General features: G+C 71.3%; 14 protein-coding genes. 13 read left to right on the top strand and 1 reads right to left on the bottom strand.

Going from position 1 to position 20,569, the window contains the following annotated elements; all coding sequences use genetic code 11:
• The 5 genes from ACFQVC_RS41600 to ACFQVC_RS41580 form a co-directional block, all read left to right on the top strand.
• A partial coding sequence (locus tag ACFQVC_RS41600; RefSeq protein WP_381841707.1) for a biotin/lipoyl-containing protein occupies positions 1-776 on the top strand: 776 nt, incomplete at its 5' end.
• Positions 773-1,672 carry a metallophosphoesterase family protein gene (locus ACFQVC_RS41595; protein ID WP_381841704.1) on the top strand — a complete coding sequence of 300 codons (900 nt, stop codon included), beginning with the start codon at positions 773-775 and terminating at the stop codon, positions 1,670-1,672. The genes ACFQVC_RS41600 and ACFQVC_RS41595, both read left to right, overlap by 4 nt.
• Positions 1,669-2,376 carry a 4'-phosphopantetheinyl transferase family protein gene (locus tag ACFQVC_RS41590; RefSeq protein ID WP_381841701.1) on the top strand — a complete coding sequence of 236 codons (708 nt, stop codon included), beginning with the start codon at positions 1,669-1,671 and terminating at the stop codon, positions 2,374-2,376. Before ACFQVC_RS41595 ends, ACFQVC_RS41590 begins: the two co-directional genes overlap by 4 nt.
• An 80-nt stretch (positions 2,377-2,456) precedes the next feature.
• Positions 2,457-2,690: a hypothetical protein gene (locus ACFQVC_RS41585; protein ID WP_381841698.1), complete on the top strand. Its 234-nt coding sequence runs from the start codon at positions 2,457-2,459 to the stop codon at positions 2,688-2,690.
• Positions 2,690-3,064 carry a toxin Doc gene (locus ACFQVC_RS41580; RefSeq protein WP_381841695.1) on the top strand — a complete coding sequence of 125 codons (375 nt, stop codon included), beginning with the start codon at positions 2,690-2,692 and terminating at the stop codon, positions 3,062-3,064. The genes ACFQVC_RS41585 and ACFQVC_RS41580 overlap by 1 nt, the downstream gene beginning before the upstream one ends.
• A 169-nt stretch (positions 3,065-3,233) precedes the next feature.
• Here ACFQVC_RS41580 and gntD read toward each other — a convergent pair whose 3' ends face one another.
• Positions 3,234-4,253, bottom strand: a complete 1,020-nt coding sequence (gntD, locus tag ACFQVC_RS41575) for a guanitoxin biosynthesis L-enduracididine beta-hydroxylase GntD (RefSeq protein WP_381841692.1) — start codon at positions 4,251-4,253, stop codon at positions 3,234-3,236.
• 308 nt (positions 4,254-4,561) lie between these two features.
• Here gntD and ACFQVC_RS41570 point away from each other — a divergent pair, with 308 nt between their 5' ends.
• From ACFQVC_RS41570 to ACFQVC_RS41535, 8 genes are all read left to right on the top strand, one after another.
• Positions 4,562-6,466 (top strand): amino acid adenylation domain-containing protein, encoded by a 1,905-nt coding sequence (locus tag ACFQVC_RS41570; RefSeq protein ID WP_381841689.1) that lies wholly within the window; start codon positions 4,562-4,564, stop codon positions 6,464-6,466.
• Entirely contained in the window at positions 6,459-7,403 is a 945-nt protein-coding gene (locus tag ACFQVC_RS41565; protein WP_381841686.1) for a chlorinating enzyme, read from the top strand. Before ACFQVC_RS41570 ends, ACFQVC_RS41565 begins: the two co-directional genes overlap by 8 nt.
• A 1-nt stretch (position 7,404) precedes the next feature.
• On the top strand, positions 7,405-8,643 hold the full coding sequence (locus ACFQVC_RS41560) for an alpha/beta fold hydrolase (RefSeq protein WP_381841683.1): 1,239 nt from the start codon (positions 7,405-7,407) through the stop codon (positions 8,641-8,643).
• Complete coding sequence (locus tag ACFQVC_RS41555) at positions 8,640-9,416, top strand: SDR family oxidoreductase (protein ID WP_381841680.1); 777 nt, start codon at positions 8,640-8,642, stop codon at positions 9,414-9,416. The genes ACFQVC_RS41560 and ACFQVC_RS41555 overlap by 4 nt, the downstream gene beginning before the upstream one ends.
• A gap of 174 nt (positions 9,417-9,590) precedes the next feature.
• A complete protein-coding gene (locus ACFQVC_RS41550) occupies positions 9,591-10,622 on the top strand; it encodes a thioesterase domain-containing protein (RefSeq protein WP_381841677.1) in 1,032 nt (343 codons plus the stop codon).
• Positions 10,623-10,627: 5 nt separating this feature from the next.
• Positions 10,628-10,870 (top strand): MbtH family protein, encoded by a 243-nt coding sequence (locus ACFQVC_RS41545; protein WP_381841674.1) that lies wholly within the window; start codon positions 10,628-10,630, stop codon positions 10,868-10,870.
• Positions 10,867-19,269 (top strand): amino acid adenylation domain-containing protein, encoded by an 8,403-nt coding sequence (locus ACFQVC_RS41540; protein ID WP_381841671.1) that lies wholly within the window; start codon positions 10,867-10,869, stop codon positions 19,267-19,269. Before ACFQVC_RS41545 ends, ACFQVC_RS41540 begins: the two co-directional genes overlap by 4 nt.
• Complete coding sequence (locus ACFQVC_RS41535; RefSeq protein WP_381841669.1) at positions 19,266-20,567, top strand: MFS transporter; 1,302 nt, start codon at positions 19,266-19,268, stop codon at positions 20,565-20,567. The genes ACFQVC_RS41540 and ACFQVC_RS41535 overlap by 4 nt, the downstream gene beginning before the upstream one ends.
• Positions 20,568-20,569: the final 2 nt, after the last annotated feature.

Here is a 20,569-nt window from a genome sequence, read left to right as displayed (position 1 = left end):
GGATCAACGGCGAGGACCCGGGCCGTGGCTTCCTGCCCGCGCCGGGCACCGTCACCCTCTTCGACCCGCCCTCGGGCCCCGGCGTCCGCCTGGACGCGGGCGTCGAGTCGGGCTCGGTCATCGGCCCCGCCTGGGACTCGCTGCTCGCCAAGCTGATCGTCACCGGCGCCACCCGTCAGCAGGCCCTGCAGCGCGCCGCCCGCGCGCTCGCCGAGTTCAAGGTCGAGGGCATGGCCACCGCCATCCCCTTCCACCAGGCCGTCGTCGTCGACGAGGCCTTCGGGCCCGAACTGACCGGCTCCACAGACCCGTTCAAGGTCCACACCCGCTGGATCGAGACCGAGTTCGTCAACGACATCAAGCCGTTCGCGGCCACCCCCTCGGAGACGGAAGAGGACGAGACGGGCCGCGAGACCGTCGTGATCGAGATCGGCGGCAAGCGCCTGGAGATCTCCATGCCGGTGAGCCTGGGCATGTCCCTGGCCCGTACCGGTCTGGCCGCGGGAGCCAAGACGAAACGGCGGGCCGCGAAGAAGTCGGGCCCTGCCGCCTCCGGCGACACCCTCGCTTCCCCGATGCAGGGCACGATCGTCAAGGTCGCCGTCGAAGAGGGTCAGGAAGTCGCGGAAGGCGACCTGGTCGTCGTGCTCGAAGCGATGAAGATGGAGCAGCCGCTCAACGCCCACAAGGCCGGCACCATCACGGGACTCACCGCCGAAGTCGGTGCCTCCCTCACCTCCGGCGCCGCCATCTGCGACATCAAGGACCCGGAGTGACCGGGAACGGGGGCCGGGGGAGCGGCAGCCTGCTCGCCATCAGCGATCTGCATGTCGCGTATGCCGAGAACAAGAAGATCGCGAACTGTCTGCGGCCGGCCTCCGACGACGACTGGCTGATCGTCGCCGGTGATGTCGGCGAGCTGTCCACGGACATCGAATGGGCCCTGACCGCGCTCAGCGAACGCTTCGCCAAAGTCATCTGGGCGCCGGGCAACCACGAGCTGTGGACTCCGCGCGATGACCCCCTGCAACTGCGCGGCCAGGACCGTTACGACCACCTCGTGGAACTCTGCCGCAGCCTCGGCGTACTCACTCCGGAAGACCCCTACGCCGTCTGGGAAGGCCGCGGCGGCCCGGTGACCGTGGCCCCCCTCTTCGTGCTGTACGACTACACGTTCCGGGCTCCGGGGACCACCACCAAGCAGGAGTCCCTGGCCGTCGCGTACGACAAGGGCATCGTCTGCAGCGACGAGTTCCTGCTGCACCCGGACCCCTACCCGACCCGCGACGCGTGGTGCCGGGCCAGGGTCGCCCGCACCGAACGGCGGCTGCAGGAGTGCGATCCGGACCTGCCCACGGTCCTCGTCAACCACTTCCCGCTGATCCGGGAGAACACCGGGCTCCTGCACCACCAGGAGTTCGCCCAGTGGTGCGGCACCGTCCGCACCGCCGACTGGCACCGGCGCTTCCGTGCCGAGGCCGTCGTCTACGGCCATCTGCACATCCCGCGCACCACCTGGCACGACGGTGTGCGCTTCGAAGAGGTCTCCGTCGGCTACCCCCGTGAATGGCGCCGGCCCGCCCACCCCCGTACCGGTCTGCGCCGCATCCTCCCGGGAACCCCGCCGGACGCCGCCATGGCGCCCGGCCCGGAAAAGGTCCGCAGAGCATGATCGAAGAACTGCTGCCGTCCGGTGTGGTCGCCGTGGAGGCCTTCCACGACCTGCCGGACTTCCCGCTCTATCCCGAGGAACTCGACGTCATCAAGAAGGCGAAGGTCATCCGGCGTCGTGAATTCGCCACCGTGCGCTGGTGCGCGCGCCGTGCCCTCGCCCGGCTCGGCCGGGCGCCATCGCCGGTGCTCCCCGATCCGCACGGAGCGCCGCAGTGGCCCGACGGCATCCTCGGCAGCCTCACCCACTGCACCGGCTACCGGGCCGCGGCCCTCGCCCGCACCGACGACATCACCATGCTCGGCATCGATGCGGAGCCGAACGCGCCGCTCCCCGAAGGGGTGCTGGAAACCATCGCGCTGCCCGCCGAACAGCGCCTCATCGGGGAACTCGCCACCAGCGCCCCCGGCATCCACTGGGACCGGCTGCTCTTCAGCATGAAGGAGACCGTCTACAAGAGCTGGTACCCCTTCACCGGGCAGCGCCTCGACTTCGAGGACGCCACCTTCACCTTCAGCGCCCAGAGCCCCCGCTACACCGCCCGCGTCCGTATCCCGCAGCCCCCGCCGCACACCCCCGGCGTACGCACCTGGGAAGGCCGCTGGCTCTGCCGCGGCGGACTGCTGCTCTGCGCCCTCACGGTCTCGCGGACCGAGCCGGCCCGGAGCGAGCCGGAGGAGCCGCCCGTGGCGATCGGGGTCTGAGACGGTCCTGCCCAGAGGGTGTGCGGAACAGGTCCGAGGCAACGGTTCCGCCGCTGGTACCACCTAGGTACCATGGGGGTATGCCATCCCTGAACGTCCCGTTCACCGAGGAAGAGCTCGAAGGGGTCCGGGCGGCCGCGGCCGCCGAGGGCAAGAGCCTCAAGCAGTATCTGCACGACCTCGGCGTACGCGAGCACCAGCGCAAGCAGTTCGTGGCCGGCGCCACCGAGTGGGCCGAGAAGCTCCGCGCCCAGTTCGACGAGGCCTTCCCCGAAGAGGCCGCGGTCCGCACCCATGGAGCCGACGCCGCCTGATGATTCTCTACGTCGACGTCTCCTGGCTCCTCGACGTCCAGGAACAGGCCGTTCCCGAAGACGTCAGCGTCGCCGACTACTCGGCGCTTGTGGCCGCGGTCGCCCGGCACAAGACCAAGATGCCGACCTTGGCCGCCTCCGACCCGGACGCGGCCTGGCGCGCGGCCGCGCTGTTGCACACCATCGTCCGGCTCGAACCGCTGCCGCAGCACAACTCGCTGTTCGCCGCGATCGTCGCCGCCCAGTACATGGGGCAGTCGGGCGAGGGCATCGATCCGCCGTACGGCGAGCTCCCGGATCTGGTACGCGCCATTCGCACCGGCGGCACGGATCTGTATCTGGCCGCGGAACAGCTCCGCGCCTGGCGGATATGAGGCCCCGGCCCCGGCTCGGACCCCGCCCCGTGCGCGGCCGGTCACAGGGCGCGTGTCTCAGCTGAGGGCCGCAGGACGCGCACGTCTCAGCTGAGGGCCGCAGGGCGCACGTCTCAGCTGAGGGCCGCAGGGCGCACGTCTCAGCTGAGGGCCGCAGGACGCGCACGTCTCAGTAGAGGATGCGTGACGACGCCGTCTCCCGGGTGTCCCGTGACTTGCGCAGATCGCGCGTGATGATGCTCTTCTTCAGCCAGCGGTCCCTGCCGTCGTAGCGCGCGGTGAAGGCGCGGCGCCCGTGCACCGCCAGGTAGTTGTCGACGACGAGCAGCGAACCGGCCTCCACGACCACGTCACGCTGCACCCGCCGCAGTTCCGTGACCAGCACGGCGAGCGCCTTCTCCGCCTCGGTGTCCCCTTCCACACACGTCATGAAGTACGGGTCGACCCGCAGATACGGCGAGTCGGGCGCACCGAACAGGACCGCCGCCGGGATCGGGGTGTTCCGCATCCGCAGCATGCGCTGCAGGCCCGGGTGGTCCGGCTCGCGCTCGGCGAGCTGATTGAGGTGCTCGTCGTCCGGGAGTATGTGGAACCGCGGCTCGGACAGGACCCGGCGGACGTCGTCGGAGAGCCGCACATCCCGCACCGAGGCCAGCGTGGTCGGCACGGCATCGTGGTTGCGGACGCCGAAGAGCGCCAGGTAGTCGCAGCGGTAGGGATGGAAGCCGTCCTCGGTGTGCCACTCGAGGAGCACCTCACTGCCGTGGCCGCTCTGCTCGCTCTCCTCGCCGGCGATCGGCAGCACATTGTGGATCAGCCGGCCCCCCTGCAGGGTCGACCAGCTGAAGACATCGCCCAGGCAGCGGCCGAGCAGCCCCATGAACAGCTCTTCGCGGCGGGTGCTCGTCGACGCCGCCGCCTCGGCCCAGCTGTGCGGTGTCGGGCCGACCGCCGTGTCGTCGACGGGAAATCCGCGGATCTTGCAGGCGGCCGCCGGGTCATTGCGGCGAAAGTCCTCCAGGAAAGCCCGCAATTCCGTGGGGAGTTGGCCGATGTGATTCCAGGTCTGATCGTGGAATAGTGGATCTCCCGGATCATGACCAGCCTTCTCAAGGGCATTGATCAATTCGTTGATCTGGGCTGATTCCGCGGCTGACAAATCATAGACAAGCAGGCTCTCGCAAGCCATGGGGTAAACCTCCCCGGCGGTTTGGCGAATCCTTTACGGAAGCGGGTCCGCGGTGGGAGCGGGCCCGGAGCGTACGTGGCCCGAACGGTACCGGCGCCGTAATGCCAAGGGAATCCGGGGTTCTGTGGCGCCTGTGCACTTCCCCGACTCGACCAAGTCGCAAGTGGCCGCGCCGAGTTGCCAAGAACGCGTCGGATCGAAGATCCATCGTTGACCGGCCCTGTCGCCGCCGCTACCAATTTAGTGAATCGCCATGGTGTCCGAGTGAGTTGTCGTGCGTTGTCATTCGCGAAGGGGCAGCGATATCCATGAATTCCGCTGAACTTGTCGGCGAACTTCCTGGGCAGTTCAAGCCCGGTGCCGTGCCTCTCACACTTGAGGCGATATTCAAGCGCGTCGTAGAGCGTTTCCCCGAGTCCGTCGCCGTCGTCGACGGCCGCACCCGGCTCACCTACCGGGAGCTCGACCGGCGCTCCGACCGTCTCGCCCAGGTGCTCCGTGTCGCGGGCGCCGGACGTGACCAGCGCGTCGGGCTCTGCACGGAGCGGAGCACCGAACTGGTCGTGGGGCTGCTCGGCATCCTCAAGGCCGGCGCGGGCTATGTGCCCGTCGACCCGTCCTATCCGGCCGACCGGCGCGAGTACATCCTGGACAGCAGCGACGCCACGCTCGTCGTCGCCGACGCCGCGAGCGCCGGACTGATCGCCTCGCGGACGGTGATCCCGGTGGACGCCCGGCCCGAGGACAGCCGCCCCGATGACGCCGCCGCGGTGCCGCCGCAGCCGGACGACGCGGGGCTCGCGTACATCATCTTCACCTCGGGCTCATCGGGGCAGCCCAAGGGCGTCATGATCGAACACCGCAACGCGGTGCGCCTGTTCACCACCACGCACCCCCTGTTCGGCTTCGACGAGAACGACGTGTGGTGCAACTTCCACTCCGCTTCCTTCGACTTCTCCGTCTGGGAGATCTGGGGCGCGCTGCTCTTCGGCGGCCGACTCGTCATGGTGGACAAGGAGACGGCGCGCGACCCGAAGGCGTTCCTCGAACTCCTCGGCCGTGAGCGCGTGACGGTCCTCAACCAGACGCCCTCCGCGTTCCGCAACCTCGCCGCCGCCGAAGCGCAGAGCGCCGTCGAGCTGCCCGCCCTGCGCTATGTCGTCTTCGGCGGCGAGCGGCTCGACCACCGCGCGCTCGCCCCGTGGGCCGAGCGCCACGGCCTGGACCGGCCCGCCCTGATCAACATGTACGGCATCACCGAGACCACGGTGCATGTCACCTGGCAGCGGATCACCGCGGCCGACCTCACCACGGACGGCCCCAGCCCCATCGGCGCCCCTCTTCCCGACCTGAAGGTGGAGATCGTCGACGAGGCGGGCCGGGCCCTGCCCATCGGCGCCGAGGGGCGGATCCAGGTCGCGGGACCGGGCCTCGCGCGCGGCTACCTGGGCGACCCGCGGCTCACCGCGGAACGCTTCCCGCACCGCCCCGGCGACGAGCGCACCGGCGACCACGGCTCCGGCGACCAGGGCACCACGACGCGCTGGTACGACTCCGGCGACCTCGGCGTCCAGACGAGCCCCGGCCAGTACGCCTACGCCGGGCGCGCCGACCGCCAGCTGAAGGTGCGCGGCTACCGCATCGAGCCCGGTGAGATCGAGAGCCGTATCGCCCGCCACCCGGACGTACGTGAATGCGTGGTGGGCTCCGCAGACTTCGCCGCGGGCGACCCGCGCCTGGTCGCGTATGTCGTCCCGGGCACGGACCCCGGCGACGGCAAGGAGCTCACCGCCCGGCTGCGTGAGCACACCGCCGCCGCGCTGCCCGGCCATATGACCCCCTCGGCGTATGTCTTCATCGACGCGATCCCGCTGACCATGAACGGCAAGCTCGACCAGGAGGCCCTGGACAAGCTGTTCAAGGCCAAGCGGCCGGGCCGCCCCGCCGCGGCCACTGAGGCCGCCGCCTCCGTGGAGGACGAGCTGCGCACGATCTGGGCGGGACTGCTCGACACCGCCGATGCCGCCGACATCGGTGACGGCGACGACTTCTTCGACCTCGGCGGCACCTCGTTCTCGCTGGTCCAGATGGTCAACCAGGTCAACGCGCACTTCCAGCTGTCGCTGAAGGTCGGTGTGCTCAGCCGGGGCGCGACCGTCGCGGCCCTCGCCGACGCCGTCAGGAACACCGTTAAGGAGAAGCAGGATGACTAGCGCCACGTCCCGTCCCAGGACCGACTTCTCGCTCTCCCCCGAAGAGGTCGAGCGCTTCCACCGGCAGGGCTTCATCGGGCCTTTCACGCTCTACAAGCCAGAGGAGATGCAGGAGCGCTGGCGCAGCACACGGCTCGAACTCCTGGACCGCAGCGCCGCCGTCTACCAGGACGCCGACGCCATCTCGGCCGGCACCAACATCTCCAACTACGACCGGCACCTCGACCATGACTTCCTCGCCGAGCACATCGGACGGCGCGAGATCGTCGACCGGGTCGTCTCCATCCTCGGCCCGGACGTCAACTGCTGGCGCACCGAGTTCTTCCCCAAGCACCCCGGCGACGAGGGCACCGACTGGCACCAGGCCGACACCTTCGCCAACGCCTCGGGCAAGCCGCAGATCCTGTGGCCGGACGCCTCCGGGTTCGGCGGCACGATCACCGTGTGGACCGCCTTCACCGAGGCCACCGAGGAGAACGGCTGCCTGCAGTTCATCCCCGGCACCCACCAGCAGATGAACTACGACGAGACCAAGCGCATGCACTACGACCCGGACCGGCTCAGCGGCGTCGAGAAGGACGGCGTGCGCCGCGGCTTCTTCGGCTACGACTACCGCCAGCTGCAGATCGACCCCGACTGGAAGCCCGACGAGAACGCCGCCGTCTCGCAGATCATGAAGCCGGGCCAGTTCATCGTGTTCTGGTCGACGCTCATGCACGCCTCGCACCCGCACCTCGGCAGGACCAACGAGATGCGGATGGGCTTCGCCTCCCGCTATGTGCCGTCGTCCGTGCAGATCTACCCGGGCAGCGACCACATCGAGGAGTACGGCGGCCGCATCAGCCTGGAGAACTACGGCGCCGTGCTCGTCAACGGCAGGAACAACTGCCCCGAGAACCGTATGGCCACCCACACCACCCGTGGGATGAGGTTCTGACATGGCCCCGAACGCCACGGGTGAGCGGCAGCGGACCCAGGGAGCGGCGGCCGCGCGCGCCGCGCTCGGCGCCGCCCTCGACGAGTGCCGGCCGCTGCTCACCTCGACCGGGGGAGCCCTGCGGGTGTTCCCCGTCGAGGAACTCAAGCGGCCCTACACCTCCGAGTGCCAGGGCGAGTTCGGCCCCGAGTCGGTGGCCCGCTGCAACAAGGCACTGAAGGAGACCGGCTCCCGCTACGACCTGCCGGTACCGGAGTTCGTCTGGCCGGCGCCCGAGCAGCCCTCCAGCCTCGAGGTCGCGCTCAGCAACTTCCTCGCCCTGGAACCCGGCCTGTGGCAGGCGCTCGGCGCCGCCCCGGACCCCGGCGAGCCCACAGCCGACCTCCCGGAACGCCCGGCACCCCCCGAGCGCCGCACCGTGCACGCTCCCGGCCTGCCGCCCTTCACCGCCTACTCCCAGGGCACGCCCGGCGCGGAGGCCGTCCTGATCGTGCCGCCCTGCGGAGTGCCCGCCGCCCTGTTCCGACCCTGGCAGGAAGCCCTCGGCGCCGGGCGCCGCGTCCTGACGTACGAGAACCCCCATCTCTTCGACGGCTGGGACCAACTCCCCGACCCGTCAGGGGACTTCGAGCAGGAGGTCGCGCTCGCCGGTGCCGTCCTGCGCGAATACGGCAGCACGCGGGTCCACCTCGTCGGCGTCTGCGGCGGCGCACCCATCGCGCTCGCCCTCGCCGTCACCGAGGAACACGCCCCGGACATCGCATCCCTGACGGTCTGTCACCCCGACCTGAACTTCGGCGCAGGCGTACAGCGCAGCTCGTTCCAGAAGCAGTTCCAGGGCTTCCTGTCCGAGGCGGCCGCCGGCCACGGCCGGGCCCGCGACATCCTCGAACTGTTCCTCGACCCGAACATGCTGTACGGAGTCCCGGCCCGGCTCGCGCCGTACATCCTCTACCCCTACGGCGACGCCCGGCTCTTCCACCGTTACGCCCGGCTCAACCACAGCCTCATGGCGTACGACGCGAGTGCCGCCGCCGCCCGGATCGGCCAGCGACTGAAGATCATCACCAGTCGTACCGACCGGATGACCCACCCGGCCGCCGCGCACCATCTGCACGACACCGTGCGCGGCAGCGTCCTGTCCGAGCGGGACAGCGGCAGCCACCACGACATCCTGCTGCCGACCGCGGAACTCTTCGACGAGATCGAGGAGTTCATCGCCGCGGGCGGCCGCCCATGACCACGGGAGAAGCCACCCTGGCCCTCGTCGACGACCCCGGGGCCGCCTGGCCGCGCGTCGCCGTCGTCACCAACGCCGGCCGCTACGCCGGGCCCGGCGCCGTGCCCGCGCTCCTCAAGGCGGGCTTCACCGTCCTGTGCCACGACGAGGACTTCGCCGACGAGACCCGGCGCGCCGCCTTCGAGTCCGCCCACCCCGGTGCCGTGGCCTGCAAGCACCGCACCCCGGGGCGGACCATCACCCAGGCGGTGCGCGAACACGGCCGGATCGACCTGCTCGTCAGCAACGACACCTATCCGCTGCACTACCGGCCCGTGGACGAGAGCGACACCGGCGATCTGCGCCAGGCCGCCGAGTCCCTGCTCGTCACCCCGATCGACCTGGTGGCCCGCGCGGCCGAGCATATGAAGCGCCAGGGCTCGGGCCATATCGTCCTGATCACCTCGGCCGCGCCGGACGCCGCACAGCCCGGCTTCGCCGTCTACAGCTCGCTGCGCGCGGGCGCCTCCGCCTTCGCCCAGGCCGCCGCGCGCGAACTCGCCCCGTACAAGATCACCGTGCATGCGATCGCCCCCAACTTCCTGGAGAGCGAGCTCTATTACCCCGAGGAGATCTGGGACACCGACGAGGGCCGCGACCGGCTCAAGGCCCTCGTCCCCGCCGGGCGGCTCGGCACCAAACAGGAGATCGGCGAGCTGATCGTCTTCCTCTCCGGCTGCTCGGCGTGCTTCCTCACGGGCGACGTCATCAAGTTCACGGGCGGATGGCCATGACCCGGCTCTCCCGGCCGACCGGCGCACTGTGCGATGCGGCCGCACCGGTGCGCCCGCCCGGCCGTTGAGAACGAGCCCGAAGGGCGGACGACGGTGCCGCGGACGACGGTGCCGCGGACGACGGTGCCGCGGACGACGGTGCGGATGGTCATCCGGAAGGAACGAGAGGACTCCATGAGCATGGAAGCGCAGAATCTGGTCGAACAGACCATCCTGGATATCTGGAGCAGCGCACTCGGCGGCGCCGACGTGACGCCCGCCGACGACTTCTTCGCCGTCGGCGGGGACTCCCTGCTCGCCCTGGTCACCGTCGAGCAGATCAACCAGCGCCTGGGCTGGGAACTCAACATGGGCGACATGCTCCGCCACCGCACGGTGGCGAACCTCGTCGCCCACAAGACACTGCCCCAGGCGGCCAATCCGCACCGCGTCCTCGTCCGGATGAGCAACCGCGGCTCCCGTACCCCCCTCGTCTTCGTGCACCCCGTCACCGGACTGCTCTTCGGCTATACGAAACTGGTGCGCCACCTCGGCGAGGACCGCGCCTGCCACGGCATCCAGTCACCGGCCCTCACCGACTCCGCGGCCCCCGCGGCCGACACCGTCCGGGCCATCGCCGAGTCCTACGTGGACCTGATCGAGGACGAACTCGGCGAGGACGACTTCCATCTGGCCGGCTGGTCGGCCGGCGCCGTGATCGCCCTCGAGGTGGCCAGGCTCGCCACCGAACGGGACCTGGGAGTGCGCCGCCTCGTCGTCCTCGACGGCTACATCTGGGACGAGCCGCCGATCGACACCGACGACGCCGCGCTGCTCGCGGAGTTCCGCGCCGACCTGCTCACCCAGGTGTCCCCCGACGCCCCCGACGCCACCGTCGGTGGCCCGGACGCCCGGACCGACGCCGTCTACCGGGAGTTGTCGACGGCGCTCTTCGGCAGCGCCGTCGAATCCGGCACCGAATTCGTGGCACGCCTGCACAGCGCGTACCGCACCAACGTCCGCGCCCTGACGGCCTACCGGCCCGAGCCCGCCGACGTCGACGCGCTGCTCCTGCACACCGCGCAGAACTACACCCGCGACACCTGGATCGACGTCCTCGGCAACCCGGCCGTCGAGGTCCTGGACGGCGACCACTACGGACTGCTGCGCGGCCCCGAGGCCGAGAAGATCGCGGCGCGGATCGCCGCCTTCGTGGGCGAGGAGTGACCACCATGACCGACCACGGCACCCAGCCCTTCGAGGACCCCGCGGCGGACTACCGCGTCCTGGTCAACGACGAGGGCCAGCACTCGCTGTGGCCCGCCTTCGCTCCCGTGCCCGACGGCTGGGACAGCGTCCACGGCCCGGACTCCCGGGAGCGCTGCCTCGACCACATCACCGCGAACTGGACGGATCTGCGGCCCGCGAGCCTGATCCGGGCCACCGCGTCGCACCGGCCCGGGGCCACGGGATGAGCCGCACCGAGCACGGCGTGCCCGCCGCCCGGCAGACCGCCCTCACCGCCAGGTTCGAGGCCCAGGCGGCCGCCACCCCCACGGCCGTCGCCGTCGAGACCGACGGCGCCACCGTCACCTACGCCGAGCTGAACGCCCGCGCCAACCGGATCGCGCACCGGCTGATCGCCCGCGGCACCGGCCCCGAGGACATCGTGGCGGTCGCCGTCGACGCCTCGCCCGACCTGGTGAGCAGCCTGCTCGGAATCTGGAAGGCGGGCGCGCTCTATCTGCCGCTCGACCCCGGCTATCCCGCCGAGCGGCTCGCCTACATGGCGGCCGACGCGGCCCCGCGCTGTCTGCTCACCACCCGCGCCGTGGACACCGCGCTCGGCGCCCTCGCCCCGCACACCGAACGCCTCTACGTCGACGAGGCTCCCACCGGCACGCCCCGCGAGTCCGGCGACACCGATCGCGTCGGTACGCCCCGCGAAGCCGACGACACCAACCCCGTCGGCCGCCACACCGGCCACGACCAGGGCGTGTACGTCATCTACACCTCCGGCTCCACCGGGCGGCCCAAAGGCGTCGTCGTGACCCATGGCGCGCTGTCCAACTTCCTTGACTGCATGTCCGACCGCTACCCCCTGGGCCCCGGCGACACCGTCGTGTCCACCACGCCCGTGTCCTTCGACATCGCGGGCCTCGAGTTGTATCTGCCGCTGCTCAACGGCGCCCGCCTGCACCTCGTGCCGCGCCACGTCACCGTCGACGGAAACCGGCTGCGCCGCCGTCTCGCCGAAGTCCGCCCCACCCTGATGCAGGGCACCCCCGCCCTGTGGCAGCTGCTGCGCGAGGCGGGCTGGCGCCCGGACGAACTGCCGCGCGGGGCACACCTGCTGACCGGCGGCGAGGCGCTGCCGCAGGATCTGGCCGGCTTCCTGGCCGACAGCGGCCACGCCGACGTGTGGAATCTGTACGGCCCCACCGAGACCACCATCTGGTCCACCCTCGCCCCCGTACGCCCCCACGAGCCCGTCACCATCGGCGGGCCCCTGTGGCACACCGGCGCCCACGTCCTGGACGAGCGGCTGCGCGAGGTTCCCGACGGCACCGCGGGTGAGCTCCACCTCTCCGGGGCAGGCCTGGCCCGCGGCTACCTCGGCCGTGCCGCGCTCACCGCGGAACGCTTCGTGGCCTGCCCGTACGGGCCGCCGGGCAGCCGTATGTACCGCACCGGGGACGTCGTGCGCCGCGGCGCCGACGGCACCCTGGAATTCCTCGGCCGCACCGACGAGCAGGTCAAGGTCCGCGGCCATCGCATCGAACTCGGCGAGATCGAGGAGGCCCTGCGCGCCCGCGCCGAGGTCGCCCAGGCCCGTGTCGTCGTGCGCGAGGACACTCCCGGCGCGCCCCACCTCGCCGGCTATGTCGTCCCGGCCCCCGGCGCGAGCCCGCAGCCCGCCGCGCTGCGCGCCGCCCTCGCCCGCTGGCTGCCGGACCACATGGTCCCGGCCGGTGTCGCCGTCCTGGACCGCTTCCCGCTCACCCCCGCGGGAAAGGTCGACCGCAAGGCCCTGCCGCCGCTCGCCGCCACCAGGAGCCCGGCGCGACGTGCCGCCGCCACCCCCGAAGAGCACACCCTGGTCGGCCTGTTCCGCGACATCCTGCGGATCGAGGACATCGGCGCCGACGACGGCTTCTTCGAACTCGGCGGCAACTCCCTGCTCGCCACCCGTCTGATCGCCCGCGTACGCGATGAACTCGGCCGTGAGCTGACCGTCCGCACCGTCTTCGACGAGCCGAGCCCCGCCGCCCTGGCCCGTGTCCTCGCCTCCGGCGCCACCGCCCCGGCCCGGCGCGCGCCGGGCCCGATGGAGCGCACCGGGCCCGTGCCGCTGTCGTACGCCCAGCAGCGGCTGTGGTTCCTGGACCGCCTGGAAGGGCCGAGCACCACCTACAACCTGCCCATCGCCGTCCGGCTCACCGGCGGCCTCGACCTCGACGCGCTCCGCAGCGCCGTCGAGTCGCTCGTACACCGCCACGAGAGCCTGCGCACCCGGTTCCGCGAAGGACCGGGCGGCGCCGTGCAGGACATCGTCCCCGCCGACCGGGCCGAGGTCCCGCTCGTCGTGCGCGACGTGCCCGCCGACGCCCTGGACACCGCGATCGACCGCGCCGCCCGGCATGTCTTCGACCTCGCCGACGACATCCCCTTCCGCGCCGAACTCCTGCGCACCGGCGCCACCGAAGGGGTCCTGCTGCTCTGCATCCACCACATCGCCAGCGACGGCTGGTCGCTCGCCCCGCTCGTCCGCGACCTGTGCACGGCGTACGCGGCCGCCCACGACGGCACCGCCGACGGCGCCGCCCCGCTCCCCATGAACTACGCCGACTACACGCTGTGGCAGCGCGAACTGCTCGGCGCCCCCGACGACCCCGGCAGCGAACTGTCCCGCCAACTCACCTACTGGCGCGAGACGTTGGCGGGCGCGCCGGAACGCCTCGACCTGCCCACCGACCGGCCGCGACCGGCCCGCGCGAGCTACCGCGGCGACGTCATCCGCTTCGACGTGGACGCCGCGCTCACCGACCGGCTCCTCGACCTCGCGGGGCAGCGGCAGGTCAGCCTCTTCATGGTGGTGCAGGCAGCCGTCGCCACCTTGCTCACCCGGCTCGGCTGCGGCAGCGACATCCCGCTCGGCAGCCCCATCGCGGGCCGCGCCGACCGGGCACTCGACGATCTCGTCGGCTTCTTCGTCAACACCCTGGTGCTGCGCACCGACACCTCGGGCAACCCGGCCTTCACCGACCTCCTGGAACGGGTCAAGGAGACCAACCTCGCCGCCTACGGCCACCAGGACCTGCCCTTCGAATACCTCGTGGAGCAGCTCAACCCGGCCCGCTCGACCAGCCACCACCCGCTGTTCCAGGTCATGCTGGTGCTGCAGAACAACACCGAGCCGCACTGGGAACTGCCCGGTGTGCGCGCGGTCCACGAGACGGTGCCCACTCAGACCGCCAAGTTCGACCTCACCATCGAGCTGACCGAGCGCTTCGACGCACACGGCAGGCCCGACGGGCTGCGCGGCGAGATCGAGTACGCCACCGACCTGTTCGACCGGGACACCGCCGAGCGCATCGCCCGCTATCTGCGCCGCGTCCTCGACACCGTCGCAGCCGACCCGCGGCTCCCGCTCGCCGAGATCGACGTCCTCGACCCCGCCGAGCGGTACGAGGCCCTGCACCACTGGAACGACACCGACCGCGACCTGCCCGACACCGCCTACCCCGCCCTCTTCGAGGAGCAGGCCGCCCGTACCCCCGACGCCACCGCCCTCGTCTGCGGCGACGTCTCCCTGACGTACGCGCAGCTGGAGCGCCGCGCCAACCAGGTCGCGCACTGGCTGATCGCGCGCGGCGTGGGCTCCGAGGACATCGTCGCGATGGCCCTGCACCGCTCGCCCGAGATGCTGCCCAGCCTCCTCGGCATCCTCAAGGCAGGCGCCGGCTATCTGCCCCTCGACCCCACCTACCCACCCGACCGCCTCGCGTTCATGGTCGCGGACACCACGCCGAAGACGCTCCTCACCACCGGGGACGTGGCCGCGGCGCTGCCGGAGGAGGCACGGGCCCTGCCACGCCTGGAGTGGGACGACCCGCACGCGGTACGCGAGTTGGACACGGCCCCCACGCACCCGCCCACCGACGCCGACCGGCTGCGGCCGCTGCGCCTCGACGACCTCGCCTACGTCATCTACACCTCCGGCTCCACCGGCCGCCCCAAGGGAGTCGCGGTCACCCACCGCGGCATCCCCAACCTGGCCCGCAGCTACATCGAACGCTTCGGCCTCGACGCAGACGCGCGCTTCCTGCAGTTCTCCTCGATCAACTTCGACCCGACGTTCTGCGAGATGTGCTGCACCCTGCTCTCCGGGGCGACGGTCATGCTCACCTCCCCCGAGGAGCTGCTCTCCGTCGACCGGCAGCGCGCCCTGCTCGCCCGGCACCGGCCCACCCATATGACGTTCTCGCCGACGATCCTCGGCTCCATGGACCGGGCCGCCCTGGCCGACTGCCGGAACCTGATGGTGGCCGGTGAGGCCTGCCCGCCGGGCCTCGCCGCCACCTGGTCCCAGGGGCACCGCTTCATCAACGCCTACGGCCCCACCGAAGCCACCGTCGACGCCCTCTACTGGGAGTACGGCTCCGGTGGACCCGGCGTCGAGACCGACTCGGTGCCCGTGGGCCGTCCGCTGCACAACACCCGTGTCTATCTCCTCGACGAACGCCTGCGTCCCGTGCCGCCCGGAGTCACCGGCGAGCTCTACCTTGCCGGGCACGGCCTCGCCCGCGGCTACCTCGGCCGGCCCGCGCTCACCGCGGAACGCTTCGTGGCCTGCCCGTTCGGGCCGCCCGGCGGCCGGATGTACCGCACCGGGGACCTGGCGAGGCGGCGCCCGCACAGCGGGGTCATCGACTTCGTCGGCCGCACCGACGAACAGGTCAAGATCCGCGGCATGCGGATCGAACCCGGCGAGATCGAAGCGGTCCTCGACAGCCACCCGGACGTCGTCCAGTCCGCCGTGGTCGTCCGCGAGGACACCCCCGACCACAAACAGCTCGTCGGCTATGTCGTCGCACGCGCCGCCGACCCCGCCACCCGTGACCCGCACGACGAGGCCGACCACGTCGACCGCTGGCAGCTCATCCACGAACAGGGCTACAGCGAACAGGAGGGACTCGCCACCCAGGAGGACTTCACCGGCTGGAACAGCAGCTACGACAACCGGCCCATCCCCCTCGACCAGATGCGCGAATGGCGGGCCGCGACCGTCGAGCGGATCCGCGCCCTGCGCCCGCAGCACGTCCTCGAGGTCGGTGTGGGCTCGGGCCTGATCCTGTGGGAGGTCGCCCCGCACTGCAGCTCCTACACGGGCCTGGACTTCTCGCCCTCGGTGATCCAGGCGCTCGGCGCCCGCGTCGCCGAATCGCCCGAGCTGCGCGACCGGGTGCGGCTGCGCGCCCTGCCCGCCCACGAACTGGGCCTCGTCGACCGACGGCGCTACGACACGGTCGTCATCAACTCCGTGGCCCAGTACTTCCCCAGCGGCCACTACCTCGTCGACGTGCTGCGCCAGGCACTCGACCTGCTCGTACCCGGCGGCCGTGTCTACCTCGGCGACATCCGCGATCTGCGCCTGCTGCGCACCTTCGCCACGGCGATCGTCCTGGGCAACGACGCCCATGCCCAGGAGCCGGCCGCCGCACTGCGCGAGCGCATCACCCAGGCCGTCGACCTGGAGAGCGAACTCCTCGTCGACCCCGCCTTCTTCACGCTCCTGGCCGAGCAGACCGATACCGTCGCGGGTGTCGACATCCAGCTCAAGCGGGCCGCACACCGCAATGAACTGACCGACTTCCGCTACGAAGTGGTGCTGCACAAGCACGGCGGCAGCGCCCCCGTCTCCGCCCGCGAAGGCACCGAACTCACCTGGTCCGACGGCCTGTCGGGGCTCGACGAGATCCGTGAGCACCTCGACCGCAAACGCCCCGCGACCCTGCGCGTACGCGCCCTGCCCAACTGGCGCGTCAGCGCCGAGGCCCGCGCCGAACGCCACCTGTGGAACGCACCGGCCGCCGCCGCACCGCCCGCGCCCGACGGACAGCACCCGGAAACCGGCCCCGCGGAGCGCACGGCCACTGGCCGCGCAGACCGCCCGGCCACCGGCCACGACGAGCGTCCCGGCATCGACCCCGAAGCCCTGCACGCCCTCGCCGCCGACCTCGGCTACACCGTCAAACCGACCGTGTGCGACGGCGCGCCCGACCGCTTCGACGCCGTCTTCTTCGACGCCACGCACACCGAAGTCACCGCGTTCACCGACCTGTTCGACCCCGCGCCCGACGGCCGCCCCCTGCACGAGCGCACCAACACCCCGCACGCCGACGACCACACCCGCAAGCTCGGCCAGGCCCTGCGCCGCCATGCCGGCAAGGAACTGCCCGACCACATGGTGCCCGCCGCCATCGTCGTCCTCGACCAGCTGCCGCTGACCCCCAACGGCAAGCTCGACACGCGGCAGCTGCCGCCGCCCGACTTCTCCGCCCGCACCGTACGCCCGCCGCGTACCCCCGACGAGCGGCTGCTCGCCCGGCTGTTCGCGGAGGTGCTCGGACTCGACGAGGCAGGCGCGGACGACCGGTTCTTCGATCTCGGCGGCGACAGCATCCGCTCCATCCAGCTGGTCAGCCGCGCCCGCGCCGAGGGCCTCACCCTCACCGCGAGGGATGTCTTCCAGCACCAGACCGTCGAGGCACTCGCCGCCCTCGACCACACCGGCACGGGCCCCGGCGACCCGGCGGCGGACGAAGCCGCCGAACTCGCCCACTGGCACAAGACCCTGCAGACCCCCGACCCGCCCTTCACCCCCGCAGGCCCGGCACCCGGCCGCGCCGCCCTCACCCGCGCCCTGCCGCCCGAACTCGCCGAAGCCGTACGCGAGGTGCTGCCGCGGCTCTTCCACGCCGGGCCCGAACACATCGCCCTGGCCGCGCTCGCCCCCGCACTCGGCGAATGGCGCCGCCACCGCGAGCCGCGGACACCGGCCGCCCTGCGCCTCGACCTCACCACCGGCGGGTACGACGAAGCCTTCCCGGTGCGCCTGAGCCACGGCCTCACGGGCCCCCTCGACCAGCACCTGGGGGAGCCGCGCACTCTCGCCCGTACCGTCAAACGCATCAAGGAGCAGCTGCGCGCGGTGCCCGCGCACGGGGCCAACTACCCGCAGCTGCGGGCCAGTCGGGACGGCGAGGATTTCACCGCGGCACAGATCTGCTTCCGCCACACCGCCACGGCGGCGACCGATGCCACGGCGGCGACCGCCGCCACGGCCGCACCGGCACCGCCGGCCGGCACGTCCCCGTACGCTCTGAGCGTCGACATGCGTCCTGACGCCGTGGAGACCACCTGGCAGTGGGACACCGCGCTGTTCACCGAGGACGAGATCGCCGCGCTCGCCGAGCGCTTCGTCACCGTCGTCGGCGCGCTCGCCACCCTGGCCGGCCACCCGGGACTCGGCGGCCTCACGCCCTCCGACATCGCCCTGGTCCCGCTCAAGCAGTCCACGATCAGCGAACTGGAGCGCAGCCAGCCGGGGTTGCTCGACATCTGGCCGCTCGCCCCGCTCCAGCAAGGGCTGCTCCTGCACGCCCGTGCCACCCAGGGGCAGGGCGATCCGTACCAGGGCCAGAGCCTGTTCACGCTCGACGGACCGCTGGACGCCGAGCGGCTGCGGTCCGCCGCGCAGGCCCTGCTCGACCGGCACGGCAACCTCCGCGCCGGCTTCCTCTCCGAAGGCCTGGAGACCCCGGTCCAAGCCGTCCGCCAACACGTCGAAGTCCCCTGGCGGTTGCACGATCTCTCCGGGCTCCCGGCCGCCGAACAGGAGCGGCGCCGGGACCGGATCATCGCCGACGACGCCGCGCTGCCCTTCGACCTCGCCGAACCGCCGATGCTCCGCTTCATCCTGCTGCGGTTCGCCGACGACCACCACGAACTCCTCGTCGCCGACCATCACATCCTCCTCGACGGCTGGTCCATGCCGACCGTGTGGGAAGAGCTGTTCGCGCTCTACGACGGCGCCCGGCTGCCCGTGGCGACGGCGTTCCGCGACTATCTCGGCTGGCTCGGCGCCCAGGACCGCGAGGCCGCGGCCGACGTATGGCGCCGCTACCTCGCCGGGGTCACCGAGCCCACCCGCCTCGCGCCCGGTGAACTCGTGCACGCCCTGCCGCGCACCACAGGCCTCGTCCTGAGCGCGTCCCTGACCCGGGCCCTCACCGAGGTCTGCGGCCGCGTCGGCGTCACCCTCAACACGGCGCTGCAGACCGCCTGGGGCATCCAGCTCAGCCGTCTGACGGGCCGGCGCGACGTCGTCTTCGGGGTCACCGTCTCCGAACGGCCCGCCGAGATCCCCGGCATCGAGAACGCCGTAGGGCTGCTCATCAACACGGTCCCGCTGCGTGTCCGCGTCGACCCCGCCGAGCCGCCCGCCGCCGCCCTCACCCGCGTCCAGACCAGTCAGCTCGACACCTTCGGCCACCGCCACCTCGGGCTCACCGACATCCAGCGGCTGCTCGGCCTCGGCGAACTCTTCGACACCTACTACGTCTTCCAGAACATGCCCGACGAGCCCGACGGCGGCCTGCGCACCGCCACCGGTCTGCGGATGACCGAGCAGACCCAGTCGGCCAAGGGCGTCTCGCACTATCCGCTCGGCATCACCGTCATCCCCGGCGAACGCCTGGAGATCCTCTTCGGCCACCACCCCGACCTGTTCGACACCGCCCGGATCGAGGAGCTCAAGCAGTCCCTCACCGACATCATCGAAGCCCTCGTGGGAGGACCCTCCTCGTGAAAGACCTCAGGCAGCTGCTGCGCGAACTCTCCACGCCGGTAAGGATTCTGCTGTTCGCCGCTGCCGCGCGAGCGGTCAGCTTCTTCGCACTCCTGGTGTATCTGCCCATCTACCTGCACGAAGCGCACAGCATGGGCGGCGCGCAGATCGGCTATGTCGTCGGCCTCTCCATGCTGGTGGGCACCCTCGCCAGCGTCTACGGCGGCTACCTCGCGGACCGCTTCGTCAAGGTGCACTTCGTCATCGTGCTCGATGTGATCCTGACGGCGCTGTACGTGGCGGTGCCACTGGTCGACGTATCCGCCGTGGTCGTGGTGTTCCTGTTCGCCGCGAACATCGCCTCGTCCTCGATGAGCGTCACCGGCAACGCGCTGCTGTCCGAGCTGGTACGACCCGACATCCGCACCAAGGTGTTCTCGCTGCGCTACTCGCTGCAGAACATCGGTGCCGTCGTCGGCCCGTTCCTCGGCGCCTGGCTCGCCCGCGCCCACACCTCAGGCCCCTTCCTGATGGCCGCCGGTTTCATCCTCGCGGCGCTCGTGCCGCTGGCCGCCTACCGCCGCACCTTCCTCAACGGCCCACAGCCGCAAGGCGATCCGCGCACCGCACCCGCCGCGACGGAGCAGGCCGCCGCCGACGACGCGGCCGACGACACCGAGCCGCTGGGCTTCGGACAGGTACTCCGCGTCATGCGCGGCGACCGCAGGCTCGCCCTGTTCACCCTCGGCGGCATCCTCAGCATCATGGTCTACGGACCGCTGCTGACGTACATGTCGCAGTACCTGGTCCTCGTACAGCCCCGCGAAGAGGCGTACCAGTCGGTGGCCTATATCTCCGCGGCCAACGCCGTCGTCGTCATCGCCCTGCAGTACGCCCTCGGCAGCCGCCTGCGGGACAAGACTCTCCTCAAGTGGCTGACCCTCGGCTGCGCCGCGTTCATCGCGGGCCTCATCGGGCTTTCCGTGTCCACCCACGCCCTGGTCCTGGTGCTCGCCATCGCCGTCTTCACGGTCGGCGAGGTCATCGTGGTGCCCGCCGAGTACATGTTCATCGACAACATCGCCCCGGCGAAGCTGCGCGGCAGCTACTTCGGCGCCCAGAACCTCATCCACCTCGGCATCGCCTTCGGCCCGATCGTCTGCGGCTTCCTCCTCGAACACAGCACGCCCGCCGTGATGTTCGCCACGCTGATCGCCCTCACCGTCGCCAGCTGGTGGTTCTACGTCCTCGGCACCCGCGCCGCGGCCGTCGGCGCGGCCACCGCCGCGCCCCACCCGGACAAAGCCCAGGTGAAATGAGC

This window comes from Streptomyces monticola, from assembly GCF_042665355.1.
GTDB lineage: Bacteria > Actinomycetota > Actinomycetes > Streptomycetales > Streptomycetaceae > Streptomyces > Streptomyces monticola.
Note: the sequence above shows the minus strand (reverse complement) of the source record. Positions and strands in the feature narration are given on the sequence as shown.